This is a genomic window from Streptomyces sp. 1222.5, assembly GCF_900105245.1.
In the GTDB taxonomy this organism is placed as follows: Bacteria; Actinomycetota; Actinomycetes; order Streptomycetales; family Streptomycetaceae; genus Streptomyces; species Streptomyces albidocamelliae.
Genome location: NZ_FNSZ01000001.1, coordinates 5,906,776 through 5,929,087, shown reverse-complemented (window position 1 = coordinate 5,929,087; position 22,312 = coordinate 5,906,776). Strand labels below are relative to the sequence as shown.

22 protein-coding genes are annotated in these 22,312 nt (G+C 72.8%); 16 read left to right on the top strand and 6 right to left on the bottom strand.

Features of this window, described 5'->3' with window-relative positions; all coding sequences use genetic code 11:
* Positions 1 to 48: 48 nt before the first annotated feature.
* The gene (locus tag BLW57_RS26680; protein ID WP_093477957.1) at positions 49 to 1,266 is read left to right on the top strand and encodes an alpha/beta hydrolase; all 1,218 of its coding nucleotides are present in this window, start codon (positions 49 to 51) and stop codon (positions 1,264 to 1,266) included.
* A gap of 66 nt (positions 1,267 to 1,332) precedes the next feature.
* Positions 1,333 to 2,178 (top strand): DUF4429 domain-containing protein, encoded by an 846-nt coding sequence (locus BLW57_RS26675; RefSeq protein WP_093477955.1) that lies wholly within the window; start codon positions 1,333 to 1,335, stop codon positions 2,176 to 2,178.
* On the opposite strand, the gene BLW57_RS26670 is transcribed toward BLW57_RS26675, so the two are convergent.
* On the bottom strand, positions 2,175 to 2,690 hold the full coding sequence (locus BLW57_RS26670) for a MerR family transcriptional regulator (RefSeq protein WP_176985728.1): 516 nt from the start codon (positions 2,688 to 2,690) through the stop codon (positions 2,175 to 2,177). The two genes, BLW57_RS26675 and BLW57_RS26670, sit on opposite strands and share 4 nt — an antisense overlap.
* A 97-nt stretch (positions 2,691 to 2,787) precedes the next feature.
* Between BLW57_RS26670 and BLW57_RS26665 the strand changes: the two genes are divergently transcribed.
* The 3 genes from BLW57_RS26665 to BLW57_RS26655 all read left to right on the top strand — a co-directional run bounded on the left by BLW57_RS26665 (position 2,788) and on the right by BLW57_RS26655 (position 6,224).
* Entirely contained in the window at positions 2,788 to 3,261 is a 474-nt protein-coding gene (locus BLW57_RS26665; protein WP_093477954.1) for a GNAT family N-acetyltransferase, read from the top strand.
* A 19-nt stretch (positions 3,262 to 3,280) separates the two neighbouring features.
* Positions 3,281 to 4,108 carry a serine hydrolase domain-containing protein gene (locus BLW57_RS26660; protein WP_093477952.1) on the top strand — a complete coding sequence of 276 codons (828 nt, stop codon included), beginning with the start codon at positions 3,281 to 3,283 and terminating at the stop codon, positions 4,106 to 4,108.
* Positions 4,109 to 4,172: 64 nt separating this feature from the next.
* Entirely contained in the window at positions 4,173 to 6,224 is a 2,052-nt protein-coding gene (locus BLW57_RS26655) for a serine/threonine-protein kinase (RefSeq protein WP_093477951.1), read from the top strand.
* A gap of 16 nt (positions 6,225 to 6,240) precedes the next feature.
* Here the strand turns inward: BLW57_RS26655 and BLW57_RS26650 are convergent, their stop codons facing one another.
* On the bottom strand, positions 6,241 to 6,894 hold the full coding sequence (locus tag BLW57_RS26650) for a pirin family protein (protein ID WP_093480898.1): 654 nt from the start codon (positions 6,892 to 6,894) through the stop codon (positions 6,241 to 6,243).
* A gap of 97 nt (positions 6,895 to 6,991) precedes the next feature.
* Here BLW57_RS26650 and BLW57_RS26645 point away from each other — a divergent pair, with 97 nt between their 5' ends.
* From BLW57_RS26645 to fabF, 5 genes are all read left to right on the top strand, one after another.
* Positions 6,992 to 8,197, top strand: coding sequence for a PucR family transcriptional regulator (locus BLW57_RS26645; protein ID WP_093477949.1), 1,206 nt, complete (start codon positions 6,992 to 6,994; stop codon positions 8,195 to 8,197).
* An 89-nt stretch (positions 8,198 to 8,286) separates the two neighbouring features.
* Entirely contained in the window at positions 8,287 to 9,213 is a 927-nt protein-coding gene (locus BLW57_RS26640) for an ACP S-malonyltransferase (RefSeq protein WP_093477948.1), read from the top strand.
* A gap of 10 nt (positions 9,214 to 9,223) precedes the next feature.
* The gene (locus BLW57_RS26635) at positions 9,224 to 10,255 is read left to right on the top strand and encodes a ketoacyl-ACP synthase III (RefSeq protein WP_093477946.1); all 1,032 of its coding nucleotides are present in this window, start codon (positions 9,224 to 9,226) and stop codon (positions 10,253 to 10,255) included.
* 104 nt (positions 10,256 to 10,359) lie between these two features.
* Complete coding sequence (locus BLW57_RS26630) at positions 10,360 to 10,608, top strand: acyl carrier protein (RefSeq protein ID WP_018545314.1); 249 nt, start codon at positions 10,360 to 10,362, stop codon at positions 10,606 to 10,608.
* A gap of 85 nt (positions 10,609 to 10,693) precedes the next feature.
* Positions 10,694 to 11,956: a beta-ketoacyl-ACP synthase II gene (gene fabF, locus BLW57_RS26625; RefSeq protein ID WP_093477945.1), complete on the top strand. Its 1,263-nt coding sequence runs from the start codon at positions 10,694 to 10,696 to the stop codon at positions 11,954 to 11,956.
* Between the two features lie 66 nt (positions 11,957 to 12,022).
* Here fabF and BLW57_RS26620 read toward each other — a convergent pair whose 3' ends face one another.
* On the bottom strand, positions 12,023 to 12,517 hold the full coding sequence (locus BLW57_RS26620) for a DUF3145 domain-containing protein (RefSeq protein WP_073893621.1): 495 nt from the start codon (positions 12,515 to 12,517) through the stop codon (positions 12,023 to 12,025).
* A gap of 285 nt (positions 12,518 to 12,802) precedes the next feature.
* Between BLW57_RS26620 and BLW57_RS26615 the strand changes: the two genes are divergently transcribed.
* A complete protein-coding gene (locus tag BLW57_RS26615; protein ID WP_093477943.1) occupies positions 12,803 to 13,696 on the top strand; it encodes an SGNH/GDSL hydrolase family protein in 894 nt (297 codons plus the stop codon).
* 25 nt (positions 13,697 to 13,721) lie between these two features.
* Positions 13,722 to 14,699 (top strand): aldose epimerase family protein, encoded by a 978-nt coding sequence (locus BLW57_RS26610; RefSeq protein WP_093477942.1) that lies wholly within the window; start codon positions 13,722 to 13,724, stop codon positions 14,697 to 14,699.
* Between the two features lie 81 nt (positions 14,700 to 14,780).
* On the opposite strand, the gene BLW57_RS26605 is transcribed toward BLW57_RS26610, so the two are convergent.
* Positions 14,781 to 17,258, bottom strand: coding sequence for a glycoside hydrolase family 3 protein (locus BLW57_RS26605; protein ID WP_093477940.1), 2,478 nt, complete (start codon positions 17,256 to 17,258; stop codon positions 14,781 to 14,783).
* Between the two features lie 64 nt (positions 17,259 to 17,322).
* Here BLW57_RS26605 and BLW57_RS26600 point away from each other — a divergent pair, with 64 nt between their 5' ends.
* Positions 17,323 to 17,904, top strand: a complete 582-nt coding sequence (locus BLW57_RS26600; protein WP_093477939.1) for a TetR/AcrR family transcriptional regulator — start codon at positions 17,323 to 17,325, stop codon at positions 17,902 to 17,904.
* A 141-nt stretch (positions 17,905 to 18,045) separates the two neighbouring features.
* Positions 18,046 to 19,323 (top strand): pyroglutamyl-peptidase I, encoded by a 1,278-nt coding sequence (locus BLW57_RS26595; protein WP_176985727.1) that lies wholly within the window; start codon positions 18,046 to 18,048, stop codon positions 19,321 to 19,323.
* Positions 19,324 to 19,332: 9 nt separating this feature from the next.
* Here BLW57_RS26595 and BLW57_RS26590 read toward each other — a convergent pair whose 3' ends face one another.
* Positions 19,333 to 20,139: an EI24 domain-containing protein gene (locus BLW57_RS26590; protein WP_093480896.1), complete on the bottom strand. Its 807-nt coding sequence runs from the start codon at positions 20,137 to 20,139 to the stop codon at positions 19,333 to 19,335.
* Positions 20,140 to 20,182: 43 nt separating this feature from the next.
* Entirely contained in the window at positions 20,183 to 20,620 is a 438-nt protein-coding gene (locus tag BLW57_RS26585) for a MarR family winged helix-turn-helix transcriptional regulator (protein ID WP_093477938.1), read from the bottom strand.
* Between the two features lie 100 nt (positions 20,621 to 20,720).
* On the opposite strand from BLW57_RS26585, the gene BLW57_RS26580 reads away from it, so the two are divergent.
* Together BLW57_RS26580 and BLW57_RS26575 are read left to right on the top strand one after the other, a co-directional pair.
* On the top strand, positions 20,721 to 21,743 hold the full coding sequence (locus BLW57_RS26580) for an NADP-dependent oxidoreductase (protein ID WP_093477936.1): 1,023 nt from the start codon (positions 20,721 to 20,723) through the stop codon (positions 21,741 to 21,743).
* A 98-nt stretch (positions 21,744 to 21,841) separates the two neighbouring features.
* Positions 21,842 to 22,261 (top strand): organic hydroperoxide resistance protein, encoded by a 420-nt coding sequence (locus BLW57_RS26575; protein ID WP_093477935.1) that lies wholly within the window; start codon positions 21,842 to 21,844, stop codon positions 22,259 to 22,261.
* Positions 22,262 to 22,312 lie beyond the last annotated feature (51 nt).

The window sequence follows — 22,312 nt, the reverse complement described above, 5'->3', positions numbered from 1 at the left end:
TCACTCGGTTACCCCGAGACCCTCCCGTTCTCCTAGTGTGTCCTCCCAGTGACTTCCTTCGACACCTCCCCGCCCCTCAACGTCTGGCGCGCACTGCTGGCGCTGTCCGTCGTGTTCGTGATGCTCGCGACCACCGGCTGGACCGCCATGCGCAGCCACCGCGACTCGGGCGCGCTGCAGGCCTCGCTCACCAAATGGGAGCGCGGTCGCGTGCACGGCTTCCCGCTGCCGGACCCGGAGTCCGCCCCGGCACGGCTCGGCCGGTTCTTCGCCTCGCTGTCCGCCGCGGACCGCGACCGGCTCGCCCACCGCTACCCGCTCGCGGTGGGCAACATGAACGGCGCGCCCGTCACCCTGCGCTACAAGGCCAACCACATCGCGCTGGACCAGGCCCGCAAGGTGGAGAAGAAGCGCATGCACGACAACCGGCTCAGTGCGGCCGGTCAGCAGGACGCGGGACGCCGCATGCACCGCTACGAGTCGCTGCTGAGCCGCGGCCGGCACATCCTCGCGTTCGACCCCGCCGGTTCGGGCCGGATCGCGGAGGTCTTCGGGAACCTCGACCGGGCGCAGCGGGTCTCGGTCGTCGTCCCCGGTGTCGACACCGACCTGCTCACCTTCCAGCGGACGTACCGCAGGTACACGGCGCCGGTCGGCATGGCCAAGGCGCTCTACTCGGCCCAGCGCGACGCCGGCCCCTCGACGCGTACGGCCGTGATCGCGTGGGCCGACTACACCGCGCCGGACGGGCTCGGTGTGGACGCGGCCACCGGCCTGCGCGCCCAGGAGGGCGCCGTGCGGCTGAACGGCCTGCTGCGGGCGCTGCCGGGCCGCGCCCGCGTGGCGATGGTCTGCCACAGCTACGGCACCGTGGTCTGCGGGGTCGCCGCCCACGACATGCCGCGCCGGGTGACCGACATAGCGGTGGCCGCGAGCCCCGGCATGCGGGTCACCAGGGCCGACCGGCTGGGCACCACGGCCCGGGTGTGGGCCATGCGGGACGCCACGGACTGGATCCAGGACGTGCCGTACCTGGAGCTCGGCGGGCTCGGGCACGGGGCCGACCCGGTGTCCTCGGCGTTCGGCGCGCGGGTGCTGTCCGCGCGGGACGCGCAGGGGCACGCCGGCTATTTCCAGCCGGGCACGGACAGCCTGCGCAACCTCGCCGACGTCGGCGTGGGGGCGTACGACGCGGTGACGTGTGCCCATGAGAACGATGCGTGCCGGGCCGGTCTGCCCGGCACGACGACGGCCGGACGCGCGTAGAGACAACAGGAAGTGCGGTCTGCGCGGGTGGCGACGGAGGAGCACGTGCCGCATACGATGAGCCGCATGGGTGACGTACTGGCGGGTTTTCATGCCGTCTGGGGGTTCGAGTCCGACTCCGTGTTCATCCGCTACGAACGGGGGATTCGAACACCCAGGCTCTTCCAGGCACTCGGGGAACGGCGCATCCCGCTGTCCGCGGTCGAGGACGTGACGCTCACGCCGGGCAGGCGCGGCACCGTCGTCCTGCGCCTCGTGCCCCGGGCCGGCGCCGACCCGCTGATGGAGGCGGCCGCCGGCCAGCTCAAGGAGGGCTCCGACCCGTACCGGCTCGTGCTGTCCGCCGACCGGGAGACCCTCGCCGAGTACTACGCGGACGAGGTGAAGGGCCTGCTGACCGGTTCCGGCCCCGTGGACCGGCACCTGGTCGCGGTGCCCGAGGCGCCGCTGCACTTCAAGGCCGCCGACGCCAAGGCCTCCTTCGACGGCACGTCGGTGCAGTTCCGCTGGTCCTGGACCGGTGCCTCCTCGGCGAAGTGGAAGGCCGGCGACCAGAGCTTCCCGGTGGCCGGGCTGAGCGGGGTGGAGTGGCGCTCGCCGGAGGTCTTCGAGGGGCACCTGCGCCTGCTGCCGCGCGAGGCGGGCGCCGAGCGGCCGGCCCAGCCCGACCAGGACCCGGCCTCGGTGGTCTTCGGGCTCGGGTACGGGCCGGTGCACGAGTCGCTGCCGTTCGCGGCGGCCGTACTGGCGGCGGTCCGGACCCGGCCGACGTCGGCGGTGCTGGTGCCGGCGCGCCGGGACCCCGCCGACATCGCCGAGCGGATCCGGCACCTCGGGGAGCTGCACCAGGCGGGGCTGGTCACGGACGAGGAGTTCTCGTCGAAGAAGGCCGAGCTGCTGGCCGAGCTCTAGCGGCCGTCGGCCGCGGGGCGCAGGGTGTCGGCCGGGGGGCGCAGGGTGTCCGGTGCCGGCGTCTCCGTGGCGTAGAAGCTGATCTTCCGGTCCAGGACCCCGAGGGTGTCGTGCAGTTCCGCGATCCGGGCCAGCACGTCCTTGCGGGTCGACTCCAGCAACTCCCGCCGCTCCGCGTACGTGCTCTCGCCCTCCCGCACCAGTTCCGCGTAGCGGACCATGTCCGCCACCGGCATGCCGGTCAGCCGCAGTTTGCCCACGAAGTCCAGCCAGTCCAGGTCGCGGTTGCTGTAGCGGCGCTGGCCGGTGTGCGAGCGGTCGACGTGCGGCATCAGGCCGATCCGCTCGTACCAGCGCAGGGTGTGCGCGGTGAGGCCGGTGAACGCGACGACCTCGCTGATCGTGTAGCGGTCCTGGCCGTCGGGGCGTGGATGGCGCCGGGGCGGTGCGGCGCAGATGTCGACGGGGTCGGTGGGCGCGGTGTCCGCTGGCGTGGTCTGCATCACCGTCATGCCCCCACGCTATGACCTTCGAGTGCACTCCAAGCAAGCGGACCCGGGTAGGAAATCCACGGGACGGACGCGGGGGCCGGTGATTAGCGTGCGGCCCATGAGTCTCGTACGACGGGCCCTGCCCGAGGACGCCGCCGAGGTCCTGCGTCTGCGGCAGGTGATGATCGATTCGATGTTCGAGTCGGGTGGCGGCCCGACCGACTGGCACGCGGAGTCCCTGCCGACGCTGCGGGACCGGCTCGCCGACACGGACGGGGACTTCGTCGCCTTCGTCGTCGAGCGTCCCGGCCGGCCCGGGGCGCTGGCCGCGCTGGCGGCCGGGGCGCTGGAGTACCGCATCGGGCGGACCGGCAATCCGCACGGGCGGGTCGGCCACGTCTTCAGCGTCGCCACCGACCCGGACGCCCGCCGGCGCGGCCACGCGCGCGCGTGCGTGGAGGAACTGCTGGAGTGGTTCCGGGTGCGCGGGGCCCGGCAGGTCGACCTCAACGCCTCCGCCGCGGCCGAGCCGCTGTACGCCTCGCTCGGCTTCGTGCGCAAGCCCGACCCCTCGATGCGGCTGGAGCTGTGAGCCGCATAGGCTCGGCGGCATGTCGTTGCAGAGCCTGGCGCTGATCGAGAACTGGCCCGTCCCCACCGCCGCGGCGGGTGTCGTACGAGCCGACGGGACCGTCCTCGGGACCCACGGACCCGTAGGGCACCGCTTCCCGCTCGCCTCGGTCACCAAGCCGCTGGCCGCCTACGCGGCGCTGGTCGCGTACGAGGAGGGGGCGGTCGAGCTGGACGAGCCGGCCGGCCCGCCCGGGTCCACGGTCCGGCATCTGCTCGCGCACACCTCCGGTCTTGCCTTCGACGAGCACCGGGTGACCGCCCCGCCCGGGGAGCGGCGGCTGTACTCCAACGCCGGGTTCGAGCAGCTGGGGGACCACATCGCCAAGGCGACGGACATCCCGTTCGCGGAGTACCTGCGGCAGGCCGTGCTGGAGCCGCTGGGGATGACGGCCACCTCGCTGGAGGGGTCCCCGGCCAAGGACGGCGTCTCGACGGTCGAGGACCTGCTGCGGTTCGCGGCGGAGGTGCAGACGCCGCGGCTGCTGGACCCGCGCACGGTCGCGGACGCGATGACCGTGCAGTACCCGGGCACCAAGGGAGTGCTGCCTGGGTACGGGCACCAGAACCCCAACGACTGGGGGCTCGGTTTCGAGATCCGCGACGGCAAGTCCCCGCACTGGACCGGCGGTTCCTCCTCGCCGCGGACCTTCGGCCACTTCGGGCAGTCCGGTACGTTCCTGTGGCTCGACCCCGACGCCGGGCTGGCCGCCGTCGCCCTGACGGACCGGGCGTTCGGGCCCTGGGCCGTCGAGGTGTGGCCGGTGTTCACGGACGCGGTCCTTGGCGAGACACGCGGCGCGCACTGATCGGTGTCCGCTAACCTCCCCCGTGCACAAGCGAATTACCGGCACAGGGCATCGGGGGTAAGTGATGGGCGGCCTGCAGACGGACGGCCAGTTCCGGCCGTTGGAGAGCGGTGACCCACAGGCGGTGGCGGCCTACCGGCTCGCGGCACGCCTCGGATCCGGCGGCATGGGCACGGTGTACCTGTCGTACACCCCGGGCGGGCACCCGATCGCCCTCAAGACGATCCGGCCGGAGCTGAGCGAGCACCCCGAGTTCCGCCGCAGGTTCCGGCAGGAGGTCCAGGCCGCGCAGCGCGTCCAGGGCCTGTACACCGCGCCGGTCATCGACTACGACACCGAGGGCGAGCGGCCCTGGCTGGCCACCGCCTACGTACCGGGCCCCTCGCTGGCGGCGGCCGTCACCGAGCACGGCCCGCTCCCCGTGCCCACCCTGCTCCTGCTCGTCGCGGGTGTCGCGGAGGCGCTGTCGGTCATCCACGCCGCGGGCATCGTGCACCGTGACCTGAAGCCGTCCAACGTGCTGCTCGCCGGGGACGGCCCCCGGGTCATCGACTTCGGCATCGCGCGGGCCACCGACGCCACCGCGCTCACCGGCACCGGCGTCTCCGTCGGCACCCCCGCCTTCATGTCGCCCGAGCAGGCCGCCGGGAGGGAGATCACCCCCGCCTCGGACGTGTTCGCGCTCGGCCAGGTCGCCGCGTTCGCGGCCCGCGGCTCCGGTGCCTACGGCGACGGGCCCTCGCACGCCGTGCTGTACCGGATCGTCCACGAGGAGCCGGACCTCGGCGGCCTCCCGGACGCCCTCGGGTTCATCGCCCGCTGCCTGGCGAAGGACCCGGCGGACCGGCCTTCCCCGGCGGAGATCATCACGCTGTGCCAGGAGGCGTCCCCCGGCGGACTGCGCCAGTCCGGGGAGTGGCTGCCGGCGGCCATCGGCACGCAGATCACCCGGCGGGTCTCGGCGTCCGCCGCGCTGGCGGCCCAGCCGGCCGCCCCCACCCAGGCCCCGCCCGCGACCGCGCCGGTGACCCAGCCGGCCGCGGGGGTGACGCCGCTCCCGGCGACCGCACCGGTGACCCGGCCCGCCACCGCGACGCCGGCACCGCCGGCCACCCCGCCCACGGGCACGCCCACCGCGGCGGTGCCGGCGCCGCCGCCGACCGCTCCGGTGACCCACGCCGACCAGCCGGCCCCGCACGCCATGCCGACGGTGTCCGCCAGCCCCGCCCCGCCGGCCACCGCACCGCACACCCCGCCGCCGACGCCGGCGCAGCACACGCCGGCGCCTGCCGCCGCCTCCCCCACCCCGCCGCCCGCGGCCGCGCACCACACCCCGGCGCAGCACACTCCGGTGCCCCCGCAGTCGTACGGCCCGCCGGCCGCGGCCGGACCGGCCGCTCCGTGGCCCGGCGCGCAGCCGCAGCCGGGTCCGCGTCAGAAGCCGAAGCGCAAGGGACGGCTCGGACTGATCGCCGCGGTCGTCGTGGCGGCGGTGCTGGTCGGCGGTGGCGCCGCCGTGTACCTGACCCAGATGGGCAAGGACACGAAGGACAAGGCCGGCGACAGCTCCGCGAAGGGCTCGGCCGCACACTCCGGCGCCTCACCGGACGCGACCCCCGGCACGGACTCCGGCTCGGGTTCCGGCTCCGACTCGGACTCCGGCTCGGCGGTCGGTTCCTCGGCCCGGCCCGACCCCGAGCCGATCAGCTTCAAGGGCATCGACATCCCGATGAACTACTACGTGCGGTTCGCGGACTCGCCGCCCAAGCCGCTCTACGACGACGTCGGCGCCCAGTACGTCGACGACGCCGACCTGTTCTACGAGAGCGGCAGCTTCGACGACGAGAAGATCCTCGGCAGCAGCGGCAAGAAGATCGTCCTGCTGAACAACGCGCAGCAGGGCTCGCTCGACACCTGCCGGACCGAGACCCGGTACGCCGAGCAGGCCAAGCTCTCGCAGCTGTCCCGGGGTTCGCAGCTGTGCGTGCACACCACCTCCGGGCACATCGCCCTGGTCACCTTCCAGGGCACCGCCCCCAAGTCCGACCTGGGCGACTACATGACGGTGGACGTCACGGTGTGGCGCAACGCCGAGGAGCCGTCCACCAAGGAATGAGCGGGCGCGGCGGGGCTCACCGCGACAGCTCCCACAGCAGCAGTTCCGCCGCCGTGACCCCCGTCACCTCCAGGCCCTTCGCCCCGGTGATCCGCGCCGCGTCGCCGGGGCGCAGTTCCTCGCCCGCGAGCCGTACGTCCCCGCGCACCACGTGCGCGTACACGTACGCGGCGTCCGGTACGGCGGCCCGCTCCCCCGGTGCCAGGCGGCGCACGTGCAGCAGGGCGGCGGCCCCGGCGACGGCGTACGGCGTGGAGTCGGCGATGCCGGGGACCAGTTCGTAGGCGGGGGCGCCGCCCGGGGCCGACGGGGCCAGCCAGGTCTGGACGAAGGTGAGCGGGCCGGCACCGCCGTTGCGTTCCACGTGCCGGACGCCCGCCGCCGAGCTGAGGTGCTGGACGTCGCCGGGGCGCACCGTCGTCTCGTGCCCGGTGGAGTCGCGGTGGGTCAGTTCGCCCTCGACCACCCAGGTCACGATCTCGGTGTGGCTGTGCGGGTGTTCGTCGAAACCGGCGCCCGGCGCCAGCCGCTCCTCGTTGCAGGCGATCATCGCGCCGAAGCGCAGATTGTCCGGGTCGTAGTGCGGGCCGAAGGAGAAGGCGTGGTGGGAGTCGATCCCCGCCCCGGGGTCCCCTCCGCGGTAGCGCTCACCGGCGCGCCGTACGTCCATCACGGACACCACGGTAGTCGCCGCCGCGAAGGTCTCGGTACGGGCAACCACGACCCGGCAGCGCACCCCGGCGTCCGGATAAGGCAGTCTTGTCCCCGTGCCCGAACCCGAATCCCACAGCAGCGATCCCGCAGCACACGGCTTCCATCCGCACGCCGCGACCCTGAAGCGGCTGGAGAGGTCCGCCGGGAGTCTCGCGGCGCAGGCCATCGCGCGCATGGACGAGACCCTGTCGTGGTACCGGGCCATGCCTCCGGAGAACCGTTCCTGGATCGGGCTCGTGGCGCAGGCGGGCATCGCGGCCTTCACGGAGTGGTTCCGGCACCCGGACGCCCCGCAGGCGATCTCCACCGACGTCTTCGGCACCGCGCCGCGCGAGCTGACGCGGGCGATCACGCTGCGGCAGACCGTGGAGATGGTGCGGACCACCATCGAGGTCATGGAGAGCGCCATCGAGGAGGTGGCCGCCCCCGGCGACGAGAGCGTGCTGCGCGAGGCGCTGCTCGTGTACGCCCGGGAGATCGCCTTCGCCACAGCCCAGGTGTACGCGCAGGCCGCCGAGGCACGCGGTGCCTGGGACGCGCGGCTGGAGTCGCTCGTGGTGAACGCGGTACTCAGCGGCGAGGCCGACGAGGGCGCCGTCAGCCGGGCCGCGGCGCTCGGCTGGAACTCGCCGGAGCACGTGTGCGTGGTGCTCGGCACCGCGCCCGAAGGGGACAGCGAGCTGACCGTCGAGGCGATCCGGCGGGCCGCCCGGCACGCCAAACTGCAGGTGCTCACCGGGGTCCTCGGGGCGCGGCTCGTCGTCATCGCCGGCGGCAGCGACAATCCGCTCGCGGTCGCCAAGTCGCTGATCGGGCCGTTCGCCGCGGGACCGGTCGTCGCGGGGCCCGTCGTCCCCGATCTGCTGGCCGCCACGCGGTCCGCGCAGGCCGCCGCCGCGGGCCTGAAGGCGTGTTCCGCCTGGCAGGACGCCCCGAGGCCGGTCCTGGCGGACGATCTGCTGCCGGAGCGGGCGATCGCAGGCGATCCGGGCGCCCGCGAGCAGCTGGTGGAGGAGATCTACAGACCACTGGAGGAAGCGGGCTCGGCGCTCCTCGAAACGTTGAGTGTCTACCTGGAGCAGGCGAGCAGCCTGGAAGGCGCGGCCCGCATGCTCTTCGTTCACCCGAACACCGTGCGCTACCGGCTCCGACGTGTGACTGATGTCACCGGTTGGTCGCCATCGGATGTACGATCCGCGTTCACACTGCGGATCGCGCTCATCCTGGGGCGTCTGGCCGATGGTGAAGCCCAGGCATAGGGTTTTGTGGGGGGCCCACAAAAGCCCCCCGTGTTCTTCGTCCCTGTCCCCACGGGCGGCCGTGGCCGTCCCCAAGAGAGAGTGTGAGAGTGCTCGTACTCGTCGCTCCCGGCCAGGGCGCCCAGACGCCCGGCTTCCTGACTCCCTGGCTCGACCTCCCCGGTGCCGCCGACCGCGTCGCCGCGTGGTCCGACGTCCTCGGACTGGACCTGGTCCACTACGGCACCCAGGCCGACGCGGACGCCATCCGCGACACCGCGGTGGCCCAGCCGCTGCTCGTCGCCGCCGGACTGCTGTCCGCCGCGGCACTCGGTGACACGTCCGAGATCGCCCCGGGTGCCGTCGCCGGCCACAGTGTCGGCGAGATCACCGCCGCCGCCTTCGCCGGGGTCCTGGACGACACCGCCGCGCTCGCTCTCGTCCGCAAGCGGGGCCTGGCCATGGCCGACGCCGCCGCGATCACCGAGACCGGCATGTCGGCGCTGCTCGGCGGTGACCCGGAGACGTCCGTCGCGCACCTGGAGAGGCTGGGCCTGACCCCGGCGAACATCAACGGCGCGGGCCAGATCGTCGCCGCCGGCACGCTGGAGCAGCTGGCCGCGCTGAACGAGGACAAGCCCGAGGGTGTCCGCAAGGTCGTCCCGCTGAAGGTCGCCGGCGCCTTCCACACGCACCACATGGCCCCGGCCGTCGAGACCCTGGCCAAGGCCGCCGCGGAGCTCACGCCCGCCGACCCGAAGGTCCCCTACGTCTCGAACAAGGACGGCCGGACCGTCGCGAACGGCGCCGAGGTGCTGGAGCGGCTCGTCGGCCAGGTCGCCAACCCCGTGCGCTGGGACCTGTGCATGGAGACCTTCAAGGAGCTGGGCGTCACCGCGCTCATCGAGGTGTGCCCGGGCGGCACCCTGACCGGCCTGGCCAAGCGCGCCCTGCCCGGCGTGAAGACGCTGGCCCTCAAGACCCCCGACGACCTCGACGCGGCCCGCGAGCTCATTGCCGAGCACGCAGGGGCCTAAGGAGCCGTACATGGCGAAGATCAAGCCCAGCAAGGGTGCCCCGTACGCGCGCATCCTCGGCGTCGGCGGCTACCGGCCGACCCGTGTCGTGCCCAACGACGTGATCCTCGAGAAGATCGACTCGTCCGACGAGTGGATCCGCTCGCGTTCCGGCATCGAGACCCGGCACTGGGCGGGTCCCGAGGAGACGGTCGCCGCGATGTCCGTCGAGGCCGCCGGCAAGGCGATCGCCGACGCGGGCATCGGCGCCGAGCAGATCGGCGCCGTGGTCGTGTCGACCGTCTCGCACTTCAGCCAGACCCCCGCCGTCGCCACCGAGATCGCCGACAAGCTGGGCACCGACAAGGCCGCCGCCTTCGACATCTCGGCCGGCTGCGCGGGCTTCGGCTACGGCCTGACCCTCGCCAAGGGCATGGTGGTGGAAGGTTCCGCCGAGTACGTGCTCGTGATCGGTGTGGAGCGGCTGAGCGACCTGACCGACCTGGAGGACCGGGCCACGGCCTTCCTGTTCGGCGACGGCGCCGGCGCGGTCGTCGTCGGACCCTCGCAGGAGCCGGCCATCGGCCCGACCGTGTGGGGCTCGGAGGGCGACAAGTCCGGCACGATCAAGCAGACCGTCCCCTGGGACCGGTTCCGTATCGGCGACCTCACCGAACTGCCGCTCGACAGCGAGGGCAACGTCAAGTTCCCTGCGATCACGCAGGAGGGCCAGGCGGTGTTCCGCTGGGCCGTGTTCGAGATGGCGAAGGTCGCCCAGCAGGCGCTGGACGCGGCCGGAATCAACCCGGACGACCTGGACGTCTTCATCCCGCACCAGGCCAACGTGCGGATCATCGACTCGATGGTGAAGACGCTGAAGCTGCCGGAGCACGTCACGGTCGCCCGTGACATCCGCACCACCGGCAACACCTCGGCCGCCTCGATCCCGCTCGCGATGGAGCGGCTCCTGGCGACCGGGGAGGCGAAGAGTGGCGACACCGCGCTCGTCATCGGATTCGGGGCGGGTCTCGTCTACGCCGCCACGGTCGTTACCCTCCCCTAGGCACTCCGTGCCGGATCATGCGATCCGGTGCGGGAGCAGCACCATCCGCCGCTGTAGCGGCGGACGCCGTAAAACCGTCGGAATATCAAGAAGGAGCGCCTGACATGGCCGCCACTCAGGAAGAGATCGTCGCCGGTCTCGCCGAGATCGTGAACGAGATCGCCGGGATCCCCACCGAGGACGTCCAGCTGGACAAGTCCTTCACCGACGACCTGGACGTCGACTCGCTGTCCATGGTCGAGGTCGTCGTCGCCGCCGAGGAGCGCTTCGACGTGAAGATCCCGGACGAGGACGTCAAGAACCTCAAGACGGTCGGCGACGCGACCGACTACATCCTCAAGCACCAGGCCTGAGCCACCCTTTAGGCCCCAGGCTGCAAGGCCCCGCCACCCGGCGGTGGCGCCGTAGAATCCCGCATCCGTTGGAGAAAGAATTCCCGTGAGCCCGACCAATCGCACCGTGGTCGTCACCGGTATCGGCGCAACCACACCGCTGGGTGGCGACGCAGCTTCCACCTGGGAGGGTCTGCTCGCCGGCAAGTCCGGCGTCAGCCTCCTGGAGCAGGAGTGGGCGGCCGAACTGCCCGTCCGCATCGCCGCGCAGATCGCCGTCGAGCCGGGCGAGATCATCCCCCGCCCGCAGGCCCGCAAGCTGGACCGGTCCGCGCAGTTCGCGCTGATCGCCGCCCAGGAGGCCTGGAAGGACGCCGGTTTCACCGCCAGGGCCGGTGAGGACTCCTCGGTGAACCCCGACCGCCTCGGTGCGGTCATCGCCTCCGGCATCGGTGGCGTGACGACCCTCCTGGACCAGTACGACGTGCTCAAGGAGAAGGGCGTACGCCGCGTCTCCCCGCACACCGTGCCGATGCTGATGCCCAACTCCCCGGCCGCCAACGTCGGGATCGAGCTGGGTGCCCGGGCCGGTGTGCACACCCCGGTCTCGGCCTGCGCCTCGGGCGCGGAGGCCATCGGGTACGCGATCGAGATGATCCGCACCGGGCGTGCGGACGTGGTCGTGGCCGGTGGTACGGAGGCCGCCATCCACCCGCTGCCCATCGCCGCGTTCGGCAACATGATGGCGATGTCCAAGAACAACGACGACCCGCAGGGCGCGTCCCGTCCCTACGACTCCGGCCGTGACGGCTTCGTGCTCGGCGAGGGCGCCGGTGTGATCGTGCTGGAGTCCGAGGAGCACGCGAAGGCCCGCGGCGCGCGGATCTACGCCGAGGCCGTCGGCCAGGGCATCTCCGCGGACAGCCACCACATCACGCAGCCGGAGCCCTCCGGCAACGGCATCGCGCACGCGCTGCAGAACCTGCTCGACAACACGGACCTGAAGCCGGCCGAGATCGTGCACGTGAACGCGCACGCCACGTCGACGCCGCAGGGCGACGTCGCGGAGATCAAGGCGCTGCGCAAGGTGTTCGGCGACGACGTCGACCACATGGCCATCTCGGCGACCAAGTCGATGACGGGTCACCTGCTCGGCGGTGCCGGCGGTATCGAGACCGTCGCGTCGATCCTGGCGCTGGTGAACCGTACGGCTCCGCCGACCATCAACGTGCGCGAGCTCGACGCCGAGGTCAACGCGGACGTGGTCGTCGGTGAGCCGCGGACCCTCCCCGAGGGCCGTATCGCCGCGCTGAACGACTCCTTCGGCTTCGGCGGTCACAACGTGGTCCTGGCGTTCCGGACCATCTGACGGACCCACGCGAAGGGCCCCCACCGGCTGGTGGGGGCCCTTTCGTCGGATCCGGGGGTGCGGTGCTCACACCACCTGGTGCAGCCACCGCACCGGAGCTCCCTCGCCCGCGTAGCGGAAGGGCTCCAGTTCGTCGTCCCACGGCTTGCCGAGGAGCTTGGCGATCTCCGCCTCCAGGTCCGTCTCGCCGCGCTGGGAGCGGGTGAGCGCCGCGCGCAGGCGGTCCTCGGGGATGAGGATGTCGCCGTGGATGCCGGTGACGGCGTGGTAGATGCCGAGGTCGGGGGTGCAGCTGTAGCGCTCGCCCTCGGCGGTCGCGCAGGGCTCGGCGGTCACCTCGAAGCGCAGCAGGTGCCAGCCGCGCAGCGCCGAGGCGAGCTTGGAGGCCGTGCCGGCCTCGCCCTGCCAGGAGAACTCCGAGCGCCAGGTACCGGGGGCCGCGGGCTGCCGGATCCAGTCGAGGCCGACGCGCGTGCCGAGCACCCCGGCGACGGCCCACTCGACGTGCGGGCACAGCGCGCGCGGCGCGGAGTGCACGTACAGAACTCCACGTGTCGTCACCGGAACCTCCGGGCAGAGCGGGACATCTTGCGGACTGGCTGGGCGGCTGTGGCGCGACGGCCGCGTTGATGGCGAGGCTACCCTGCGGCGGCGCAAGGAGTGTGACGTACCGTCGGTCCCGGTGCCAGGAAACCCCCGCCATTCACCCAGGGGGACGCTTGTACGGGGGTGCTCCGTTCCCGCGCGCCCGGCCGGGAACCCCCGCACGTTGTTATGGGAGGAAGCACCGGGCGAAGTCCGGGGAAGCACCGGGCGCCGGGACCACGACGAGGGGATCACCAGGGGATGCGGAAGCGAAGCAGCCGTACGCGGGCGGCACTCGCGGTCGTGGCGGCCGCCGTGCTCGGCCTCGCCGGATGCGACGCGGGCGGCGGGGGCGCGCCGGCCGCCGAGCGCACGAAGGCCCGGGCCGCGAAGCCGGCCCCGGTGTGGGACCGCAGCCCGGACTCGATCGCCGCGGTCGGCGACTCCATCACGCGCGGCTTCGACGCGTGCACGGTGCTGTCGGACTGCCCCGAGGTGTCGTGGGCGACGGGCAGCGACGCCAAGGTGGACAGCCTGGCGGTGCGGCTGCTCGGGGTGACCGGGGCGGCGGAGCGCAGCTGGAACTACGCGGTGACCGGTGCCCGGATGGCCGACCTGCCCGAGCAGATGGCCCAGGCGGCGGGGCGCGGCCCGGACCTGGTGACGGTGATGGTGGGCGCGAACGACGCCTGCCGGGCGTCGGTGTCGGCGATGACCCCGGTGGCCGGATTCCGCGCGGACTTCGAGGAGGCCCTGGGCACGCTGCGTTCGGTGCTGCCGAAGGCGCAGGTGTACGTGGCGAGCGTGCCGAACCTGAAGCGGCTGTGGTCGGAGGGCCGGGTCAATCCGCTGGGCAAGCAGGTGTGGCAGCTGGGCATCTGCCCGTCGATGCTGGCCGACGCGGACGATCTGACCAGCGCGGCGACCCTGCGCCGGGACCGGGTGCAGCAGCGGGTGGTGGAGTACAACCGGGTGCTGAAGGAGGTCTGCGCGAAGGACCGCCGCTGCCGTTTCGACGGCAACGCGGTCTACGACTACGACTTCGGCACCGATCAGCTCAGCCACTGGGACTGGTTCCACCCCAGCAAGGACGGCCAGGCCCGGCTGGCGTCGATCGCCTATCGGACGATCACGGCATCGCGTCCGGTCGGTTAGCCGCCGGTCGCCTACTGTTTTCCACATGAGCGAACTTTTCGGCACACTTTCCGACGGCACCGAGGTGCACCGCTGGACCCTGGAGCGCGCCGGGACACGTGTGGAGGTCCTGACCTACGGCGGGATCGTGCGGTCGGTCGAGATCCCCGACCGGGCGGGGCACACGGTGAACGTGGTGCTGGGGTTCGCCGGCCTGGACGGCTACGTCGGGCATCCGGAGCCGTTCCTCGGGGCCCTGGTCGGCCGGTACGCCAACCGGATCGCGGGCGCCCGCTTCGAGCTGGACGGCCGGGCCTACACGCTGGAGGCGAACGACGGCCCGAACTCCCTGCACGGCGGGAGCCACGGCTTCGACAAGCGGGTGTGGGACGCGGAGCCGGTGGCGGACGGGGTGCGGCTGAGCCGGGTGAGCGCGCACGGCGAGGAGGGTTTCCCGGGGCGCCTGGAGATGTCGGCGACGTACAGCCTCGACGCGTCCGGTGCGCTGCACATCGTCTACGAGGCGGCGACGGACGCGCCGACGGTGGTCAATCCGACCAACCACAGCTACTTCAACCTGGCGGGCCACTACACGGGCCACGCGGGCGACCATCAGCTGCGGCTCGCCGCTTCCCGGTACACCCCGGTCGACACGGACCTGATCCCGGCGGGGCCGTCGCAGGACGTGGCCGGTTCGCGCTTCGACTTCCGCGAGGCGCGCAAGGTCGGCACGGGCTACGACCACAACTTCGTCCTGGACAAGGGGGTCACCCGGGCACCGCGGGAGGTCGCCGAGCTGCACGACCCGGCCTCGGGGCGGACCCTGACGGTGGCGACGACCGAGCCGGGCCTCCAGCTCTACACGGGCGACCATCTGTCGGACCCGTTCGCGCCGGGCGACGGCATCGCCCTGGAGACCCAGCACTTCCCCGACTCCCCGAACCGCCCGGACTTCCCGAGCACCGTGCTGCGGCCGGGCGAGGTCTTCCACTCGGAGACGGTGTACGGCTTCTCGGCGCGCTGAGGCGCCGTCCGCGAAAGCGACGAGCCCCGGTCCGGGGGTCAGGTCCCGGACCGGGGCTGCTCGTGGGGGACTTGTCCCGGATCAGACGTTAATCGGCGCGGAGAGCCTGTGGTCGCCGGCGGACCGTCCGACGGCGATCTCGTACGAACCCTTCACAAACGCCCACGACTTCGCCGTGTCGTCCCAGACCTCGAAGGTACGGCGCGGAAGTTCCACGGTCACTTCGACACTCTCACCGGGGCCGGCCTCGGCGGCGGCGAAGCCGGCCAGCCAGCGGGCCGGACGCCCGGCGTCGGGCTCGGCCGGGGACAGGTAGATCTGGACGACCTCCCGGCCGGGCCGCTCGCCGGTGTTGCGGACGCGGACGCGGGCCGTGGTGCCCTCGACGTCGAGGGACTCGTAGGTCCAGTCGGTGTAGCCGAGGCCGTGACCGAAGGGGTACACCGGGGTGCGGCCCGCCTTCTCCCAGGCGCGGTGGCCGATGAGGAGTCCTTCGGTGTACGGCAGTTCGCCGTCGGCCGGGACGACCTGGGTGACCGGGGCGTCGGCGAGGGCGCCCCAGGTGGTCGGGAGCCGGCCGCCGGGCTCGTGGGCGCCGGTGAGGACGTCCGCGAGGGCGGCGCCGCCCTCCTGGCCGGGGAACCAGCCGAGCAGGACGGCGGCGACCTCGTCGCGCCAGGGCAGTTCCACCGGGGAGCCGGAGTTCACGACGACGACGGTGTTCGGGTTGGCGGCGGCGACGGCGCGGACCAGGTCGTCCTGGCGGCCGGGCAGCCGCAGGTCGGTGCGGTCGAAGCCCTCGGACTCCACGCGGTCGGTGGTGGCGACCACGACCACGGCCGTGTCGGCGTCGCGGGCGGCCTCGACGGCCTCGGCGATCAGCTCGTCGGGGTCGCGCTGCGGCTCGGCGTGGGCGAACGCGAAGGTGACGACCTTCATGGGGAGGCCGTCGGGCAGCCGGACGACATGGGTGAGGGAGACGTCGACCGGTTCGCCCGCGGTGAGTTCCACCTGGGCGCGCGGCACGGGTGCGCCGAAGAGTGCCTCGAAGGGCGCGTCCTTGTCGGGGCGCTGGACGTCGTCGTAGTACGTGGTGCCGTCCACGGCGAGGGTGAAACCGCCGACGCCCTTGATGCCGAAGGTGTGCGGCCCTGACTCGCGCGGGGTGAAGGTGCCGGTCAGCTCGATGCTGTGGAGGCGGTCGTGGGTGACGCCGTCGGGGAGGTCGGAGCCCATCCACTGGATCAGGCCGCCGGGTGCGGAGCGGGTGCCGATGACGGTGCCGCCTGTGTCCCGGCAGACGGCGCGCAGGGCGAAGCCGCGTTCGGCCACGGCGAGTTCGGTGGCGGGGTCGGCTCCGACGGCGTAGCCGAGGGTGCCCTCGGGGAGGGCGGCGGTGAGGCCGTCGAGCGGGGAGACGACGCGGGCCGGGAAGACGGTGGCGGAGCCGCCGCCGAGGATGCGGGCGTCGCGGGCGGCGGCGCCGATCAGGGCCACCGTGCCCGCCCTCAGCGGGAGCGCGCCGCGCTCGTTGCGGACGAGGACGAAGGAGCGGCGGGCGATCTCGCGGGCCAGGGCCTCGCCGTAGACCGGCGCGGGCGGCTCGGTGACGACCGGTTCGGCGCCCCGCAGGATGCCCACGCGGGCGGCGAGGCGCAGCACCCGGCGGACGGCCGCGTCGACGGTGGCCTCGGCGACCCTGCCGCCTCGTACGGCCCGGGCGAGGGCCTCGCCGTAGACGGTCCCGGGGCCGGGCATGGCGACGTCCAGGCCGCCCTCGATGGCGCCGACCGTGTCGCGGGCGGCCGTCCAGTCGGAGACGTTGCAGCCGTCGAAGCCCCATTCGCCGCGCAGGACGTCACCGACCAGGTGGCGGTGTTCGGTCATCGTGGTGCCGTTGACCGAGTTGTAGGCGGTCATGACGCCCCAGGGGCGGGCGTTCTCCACGATGGCCTCGAAGGGGGCCAGGTACAGCTCGCGCAGGACCCGTTCGGGGATCAGGTTGTTCACGGTGAAGCGGTCCGTCTCGGCGTCGTTGCCGACGAAGTGCTTGACCGTGGTGCCGACGCCGCCGGACTGGACGCCGGTGACGTAGCCGGTGCCGATCCGGCCGGTCAGGTACGGGTCCTCGCTGTAGCACTCGAAGTGCCGGCCGCCGAGCGGGGAGCGGTGCAGGTTGACCGTGGGCGCGAGCAGCACGTGGACGCCCTTGCGGCGGGCCTCCTGGGCGAGCAGCACGCCGGCCCGGCGGGCGAGTTCCGGATCCCAGGAGGCGGCGAGCGCGGTCGGCGAGGGCAGCGCGACGGAGGGGTCGTCGGCCGTCCAGCGCACCCCCCGGACCCCGATCGGGCCGTCCGACATGACCAGGGACTCCAGGCCGATCCCGGGCACGGCGGGCAGGGTCCACATGTCCTGGCCGGCCAGCAGCCGGGTCTTGGTGTCGAGGTCGAGCCGCCGCAGCGCCGCCTCCACGACCGTCTCCCGGGCCTGGTCCGCTCGCCGCTCGTCCGTCTCCGTCACGGCGGTGCCTCCTCGCTGAGTCCGTCGGGTGCCTCTCATCCTGCATCCGGTACCTGTAGAGAGGTAGGTTTTGTCATCTTCCCGTTACTTTCAGTTCGGGGGGATGTCGTACGGTGACGTCATGAACGCGAGGGTCAGGAGCGAGGAGCGGCGTGCGGAGATCGTCGGGGCGGCCCTGGAGGTGATCGCCGAGCGCGGCTACCGCGGGGCGAGCCTGAGCGCGGTGGCCGAGCGGGTGGGGCTGACCCAGCAAGGGCTGCTGCACCACTTCCCCACCAAGGACGCCCTGCTGGTGGCCGTGCTCCAGGAGCGGGACCGGTGGGACGCGGTGCCCGACACCCGGTGGCGGATGGACCTGCTGGTCTCGCTAGTCGAGTACAACGCGATGCGCCCGGCGATCGTCCAGACCTTCTCGGCGCTGCTCGGCGAGAGCGTGACGGAGGGGCATCCGGCGCGGGCGTACTTCACGGAGCGCTACGCGGGGGTCCGCGCGAGCATGACGGCCGTGCTGCGCGCGGAGTACGGCGACCGGCTGCCGAGCGGCCTCACCCCCGAGCGCACCGCGCCGCTCCTGGTGGCGGTGATGGACGGTCTGCAGTACCAGTGGCTGCTGGACCCGGAGTCCGTCGACATGCCGGGCGCCTTCCGCGACTTCCTGCACCTGCTGGGCGAGCCGGTGGACTGAGCGGCCGCAGGCCGCCGCCGTACCGAACCGTATGCGCCCCGTGGCGTGAACCGCCCCGTGGCGCCGGTCACTTCCGTCACGCGATACTGCCGCAGTCCACCGCACCACGCGGCGTGCAGCGACGGAAGGACCCGAACTCCCGTGACAACCCGACGCGTTCGCCTCGGTCTGCTCGGACTGGCCCTGCTGACCGGGCTGTGCGGCCTGTCCGGACCCACCGCCACGGCATCGTCCGCCCCGGCGCCCGCGGCCCCCTCCCCCACGACGGAGGAGCAGCGGCTCGACCGCGCCGTGCCGCGGGAGATCCTGCGCCGCTCGGGGTTCGGCGACGTGGCCCCGCGGTTCGGCCGGGAGCTTGAGCGCGCGCACTCCTACGCCGAGGCCCGGAGCCTCGTCGCACGGGAGGGCGCCGCGCTGTGGCGGCGGGCCGTGGACCGGGCGCAGGGCCGGGGCCCGGCGGGCGGCGACCTCAGCCGGGACGACGACCGGCCGCTGTACTGGGCGAGGCTGGAGCTGACGCGTGCCGTGCGCACCTGGGAGCCGGGATTCGGGCTCACCGACCGGGACCGGGCGGCCCTGCTGGACCGGCTGGAGCGCGGCTCGCGCGGCCAGGACGGCATCCGCTACCCGGCGAAGGGGCATCTGCGGCGGGTGCTGCTCACCGGGTTCGACCCGTTCACCCTGGACCGGGACATCCGGATCTCCAACCCGTCCGGGGCCACCGCGCTCGCGCTGGACGGCACGGTGATCGAGACGCCCGAGGGCCCGGCGCGCGTCGAGACGGCCGTGTTCCCCGTGCGCTGGGCGGACTTCGCGGCCGGCACGGTGGAGCGGACGCTGCGGCCGTATCTGCCGCGGGTGGATCTGTTCACCACCGTCAGCCAGGGCAGGGCCGGCCGGTTCGACGTCGAGCGCACCAACGGCGCGTGGCGGGGCGGGTTCCCGGACAACGACGACGTCTCGCGCACGGAGACCGTGCCGGTCGCCGATCCGGCCTCGCAGCCGCAGTGGACGAGCACGACCCTGCCGTACGCCGCCGTGGTCGCCGCGCGCACGGGCCGCTTCCCGGTGTACGACCACACGGAGGTGACGGAGATCCCGGCCGGAGGCACCGCCGCGGTCGTACGGCCCGACGGGCCGACCGCCGGCTCCACGGCCCGGGCCGGGGGCGGCGGCGACTACCTCTCCAACGAGATCGCCTACCGGGCCACGCTGCTGCGGGACCGCCTCGGTCTGCACGACACCCTGCCCGGCGGCCATGTGCACACACCGGTGCTGCAGTTCGGCGCCGGCAACACCGATCCGGCGACCGGCACGGTCACCGACCCGGAGTTCGTGCGCAACCGGCTCGACATCATCGGCCAGGTGCGGTCGATCGTGGCCGTGGCGCTCGGTGCGACGGAGCGGACACGGGGCTGAGCAACCGGGTCACCGGCTGACGCCCTCCGCGTCGGGCCGGCCGTCCCGGGCTCCGGAGTCGTCATCGGCGTTCTCCTCGCCCAGCAGGTCGCGGGCGAGGAGGGTGGCGCCCGCCACCGCGCCCGGCATCAGGAACACCGCGACGAACGGGACCAGGAAGGCGAGACCCAGGGGGGTGCCGAAGCCCCAGACCAGGGTCTTGCGGGAGCGGAGCAGGGCGAGCCGGGAGCGCAGTTCGACACCCCGGCGCTGCAGGGCTACGGCGGCCAGTTCCTCGGTGAGGAAGAAGCCGGTGACGAAGAAGCCGAGCACCGGTACGGCGGTCTGGCCGACGAACGGCAGGAAGCCGAGGGCGAAGAGCAGCACGCCCCACACCAGGGCCCGGACGAGGACGCGCAGGCTGTCGCGGCCGGAGATCCACAGTTCGCGCCAGAGCGGGAGGTCGGAGCGCGGGGCGGTGCCGTCGGGCGAGACGTCGGCGTCGACCTGCTCCGACAGGTTCTCGTAGAAGGGCTGGCCGACCAGCAGGGTGACGGCGGTGAAGGTGAGCACGGCCAGCAGCAGTCCGAGCGCGAACAGGACGGCCGTGAGGAAGCCGCGGAACAGGCCCTGCCAGGGGCTGGACCAGTCGTCGGCGAACGGGGTCGCCCAGACGACGCCGTCCTCGCCCCACACGGCGAGCGCCACCAGCGCCCCCGCGTAGAGCACGAGCGTGATCAGACCGGGCAGCAGGCCGAAGCCGTAGCTGCGCCCGTGCCGGGCCACCCACCGCTGGCCCTTCACCAAGTAACCGAACCCCGCCCCGAGATCGCGCATGCCGAAGACCTTACCGAAGGACTCGGACACCGGGAGGGGCCGGTCAGGCGTCCAGCATGCGGCGCAGGAGGTCGCGCAGCGAGCGGCGTTCGTCGGCGGAGAGGCCGGCCAGGGGCTCGCGGGCGAAGCGCAGGCCCTCGCGCAGTTCGCGGGCGACCCGCAGACCCTCGTCGGTGGCCACGGCCAGCTTCACCCGGCGGTCGGCCGGGTCGGGGCGGCGCTCCACCAGGCCGCGCGTCTCCAGGCGGTCCACGATCCCGGTCACGTTCGACGGCTCGCACTTGAGCTTGTGGGCGAGCTTGCGCATGGGCAGCGGCTCCACGGAGAGCAGGCTGAGGAGCCGGGCCTGCGGGCCGGTCAGCGTGTGCTCGCCGGCCGCCTCCTCGTAGTCCGTGTAGAAGCGGGCGACGACGTCACCGATCAGCTCGACGACCTCCATGGTGAGGGCGTCGACACGGTGGGTCTTCGATGGGGTGGACATGCTCACCAGGATACCCGGTTACTTGACATCATGAAATATTCAGGTGCAGGGTTGTTTCAGGTTCTGAAACGTCTGTGCCGTCCCAGGAAGGTCACGCACCATGTCCGAGTCCCCCGCACTTCCCGCCGTAAGCCGCGAGTGGCACCTGCTCAGCCGCCCGGTCGGCTGGCCGAAGCCCGAGGACTTCGCCCTCGTCGAGGCGCCCGTCCCGACCCCGGGCGAGGGCCAGGTGCTGGTGCGGAACACGTACGTCTCCGTCGACCCGTACATGCGGGGCCGGATGTCGGCCGCGAAGTCGTACGCCGCGCCCTACGAGCTGGGCAAGGCCATGCAGGGCGGCGCGGTGGGCGAGGTCGTCGCCTCGAACGCCGAGGGCCTCTCCGTCGGCGACCACGTCCTGCACTTCTTCGGCTGGCGCGAGTACGCGGCCCTGGACGCGCAGCACGCCGTCAAGGTCGACGCCTCGGCCGCGCCGCTGTCGACGTACCTCGGCGTGCTCGGCATGACCGGCCTGACCGCGTACGCCGGACTGCTGCGCACCGCCTCCTTCAAGGAGGGCGACGTGGTGTTCGTCTCCGGCGCCGCGGGGGCCGTGGGCAGCCAGGTCGGGCAGATCGCCAAGCTCAAGGGCGCCTCCCGGGTCATCGGCTCGGCCGGCTCCGACGAGAAGGTCAAGCTGCTGGTGGAGGAGTACGGCTTCGACGCCGCCTTCAACTACAAGAACGGCCCGGTGGCCGAGCAGCTGCGCGAGGCCGCGCCCGACGGCATCGACGTCTACTTCGACAACGTCGGCGGCGACCACCTGGAGGCGGCCATCGGCTCCCTCAACCAGGGCGGCCGGATCGCGGTCTGCGGCATGATCTCGGTCTACAACAACACCGAGCCCGCCCCCGGCCCGAGGAACCTCGCCCGCCTGATCCAGACCCGCGGCCGCATCGAGGGCTTCCTGGTCGGCGACCACTACGACCTCCAGCAGCAGTTCGTCCAGGAGGTCGGCCCCTGGGTCGCCTCGGGCGCGCTGAAGTACCGCGAGACGGTCGTCGAGGGCATCGAGAACAACCTGGAGGCGTTCCTCGGCGTCCTGCGCGGCGACAACACCGGCAAGATGATCGTCAAGCTCTGACCCTCTGGCTTGACTTTCCGGAATGCGGTAACTTTTTTCCGAAATCCGTCGCCGATCGTGGGCGCGAGTCGCGGCGGACCGAGGAGGAAGACAACCGCATGCCCATTCAGCAGTCCGACGTCCTGTACACGGCTGTCGCCACCGCCGAGAACGGCCGGGACGGCCGTGTCGCCACCGACGACGGCAAGCTCGACGTCGTCGTGAACCCGCCCGAGGAGATGGGCGGCAGCGGCGCCGGCACCAACCCGGAGCAGCTGTTCGCCGCCGGCTACAGCGCCTGCTTCCAGGGCGCCCTCGCCGTGGTCGCCCGGCAGGAGGGCGCCGACGTCTCCGGCTCGACCGTCACCGCGAAGGTCGGCATCGGCAAGAACGACGAGGGGTTCGGCATCATCGTGGAGATCTCGGCCGAGATCCCGGGTGTCTCCGCGGAGGCCGCCCGGGACCTGGTCGAGAAGGCGCACCAGGTGTGCCCGTACTCGAAGGCGACGCGGGGGAACATCAGCGTGACGCTGGCCTGACGGCCGTCGTTGCAGACACCGGAGGCCGCATCCCTGGACGTGGGGTGCGGC

Excerpts from the sequence above, each read along its gene's own strand:
- BLW57_RS26675 (WP_093477955.1), top strand. The coding sequence starts at position 1,333 with ATGGGTGACGTACTGGCGGGTTTTCATGCCGTCTGGGGGTTCGAGTCC.
- BLW57_RS26670 (WP_176985728.1), bottom strand. The coding sequence starts at position 2,690 with ATGACGGTGATGCAGACCACGCCAGCGGACACCGCGCCCACCGACCCC.
- BLW57_RS26665 (WP_093477954.1), top strand. The coding sequence starts at position 2,788 with ATGAGTCTCGTACGACGGGCCCTGCCCGAGGACGCCGCCGAGGTCCTG.
- BLW57_RS26660 (WP_093477952.1), top strand. The coding sequence starts at position 3,281 with ATGTCGTTGCAGAGCCTGGCGCTGATCGAGAACTGGCCCGTCCCCACC.
- BLW57_RS26655 (WP_093477951.1), top strand. The coding sequence starts at position 4,173 with ATGGGCGGCCTGCAGACGGACGGCCAGTTCCGGCCGTTGGAGAGCGGT.
- BLW57_RS26650 (WP_093480898.1), bottom strand. The coding sequence starts at position 6,894 with ATGGACGTACGGCGCGCCGGTGAGCGCTACCGCGGAGGGGACCCCGGG.
- BLW57_RS26635 (WP_093477946.1), top strand. The coding sequence starts at position 9,224 with ATGGCGAAGATCAAGCCCAGCAAGGGTGCCCCGTACGCGCGCATCCTC.
- BLW57_RS26630 (WP_018545314.1), top strand. The coding sequence starts at position 10,360 with ATGGCCGCCACTCAGGAAGAGATCGTCGCCGGTCTCGCCGAGATCGTG.
- BLW57_RS26615 (WP_093477943.1), top strand. The coding sequence starts at position 12,803 with ATGCGGAAGCGAAGCAGCCGTACGCGGGCGGCACTCGCGGTCGTGGCG.
- BLW57_RS26610 (WP_093477942.1), top strand. The coding sequence starts at position 13,722 with ATGAGCGAACTTTTCGGCACACTTTCCGACGGCACCGAGGTGCACCGC.
- BLW57_RS26605 (WP_093477940.1), bottom strand. The coding sequence starts at position 17,258 with ATGAGAGGCACCCGACGGACTCAGCGAGGAGGCACCGCCGTGACGGAG.
- BLW57_RS26600 (WP_093477939.1), top strand. The coding sequence starts at position 17,323 with ATGTCGTACGGTGACGTCATGAACGCGAGGGTCAGGAGCGAGGAGCGG.
- BLW57_RS26590 (WP_093480896.1), bottom strand. The coding sequence starts at position 20,139 with ATGCGCGATCTCGGGGCGGGGTTCGGTTACTTGGTGAAGGGCCAGCGG.
- BLW57_RS26585 (WP_093477938.1), bottom strand. The coding sequence starts at position 20,620 with ATGTCCACCCCATCGAAGACCCACCGTGTCGACGCCCTCACCATGGAG.
- BLW57_RS26580 (WP_093477936.1), top strand. The coding sequence starts at position 20,721 with ATGTCCGAGTCCCCCGCACTTCCCGCCGTAAGCCGCGAGTGGCACCTG.
- BLW57_RS26575 (WP_093477935.1), top strand. The coding sequence starts at position 21,842 with ATGCCCATTCAGCAGTCCGACGTCCTGTACACGGCTGTCGCCACCGCC.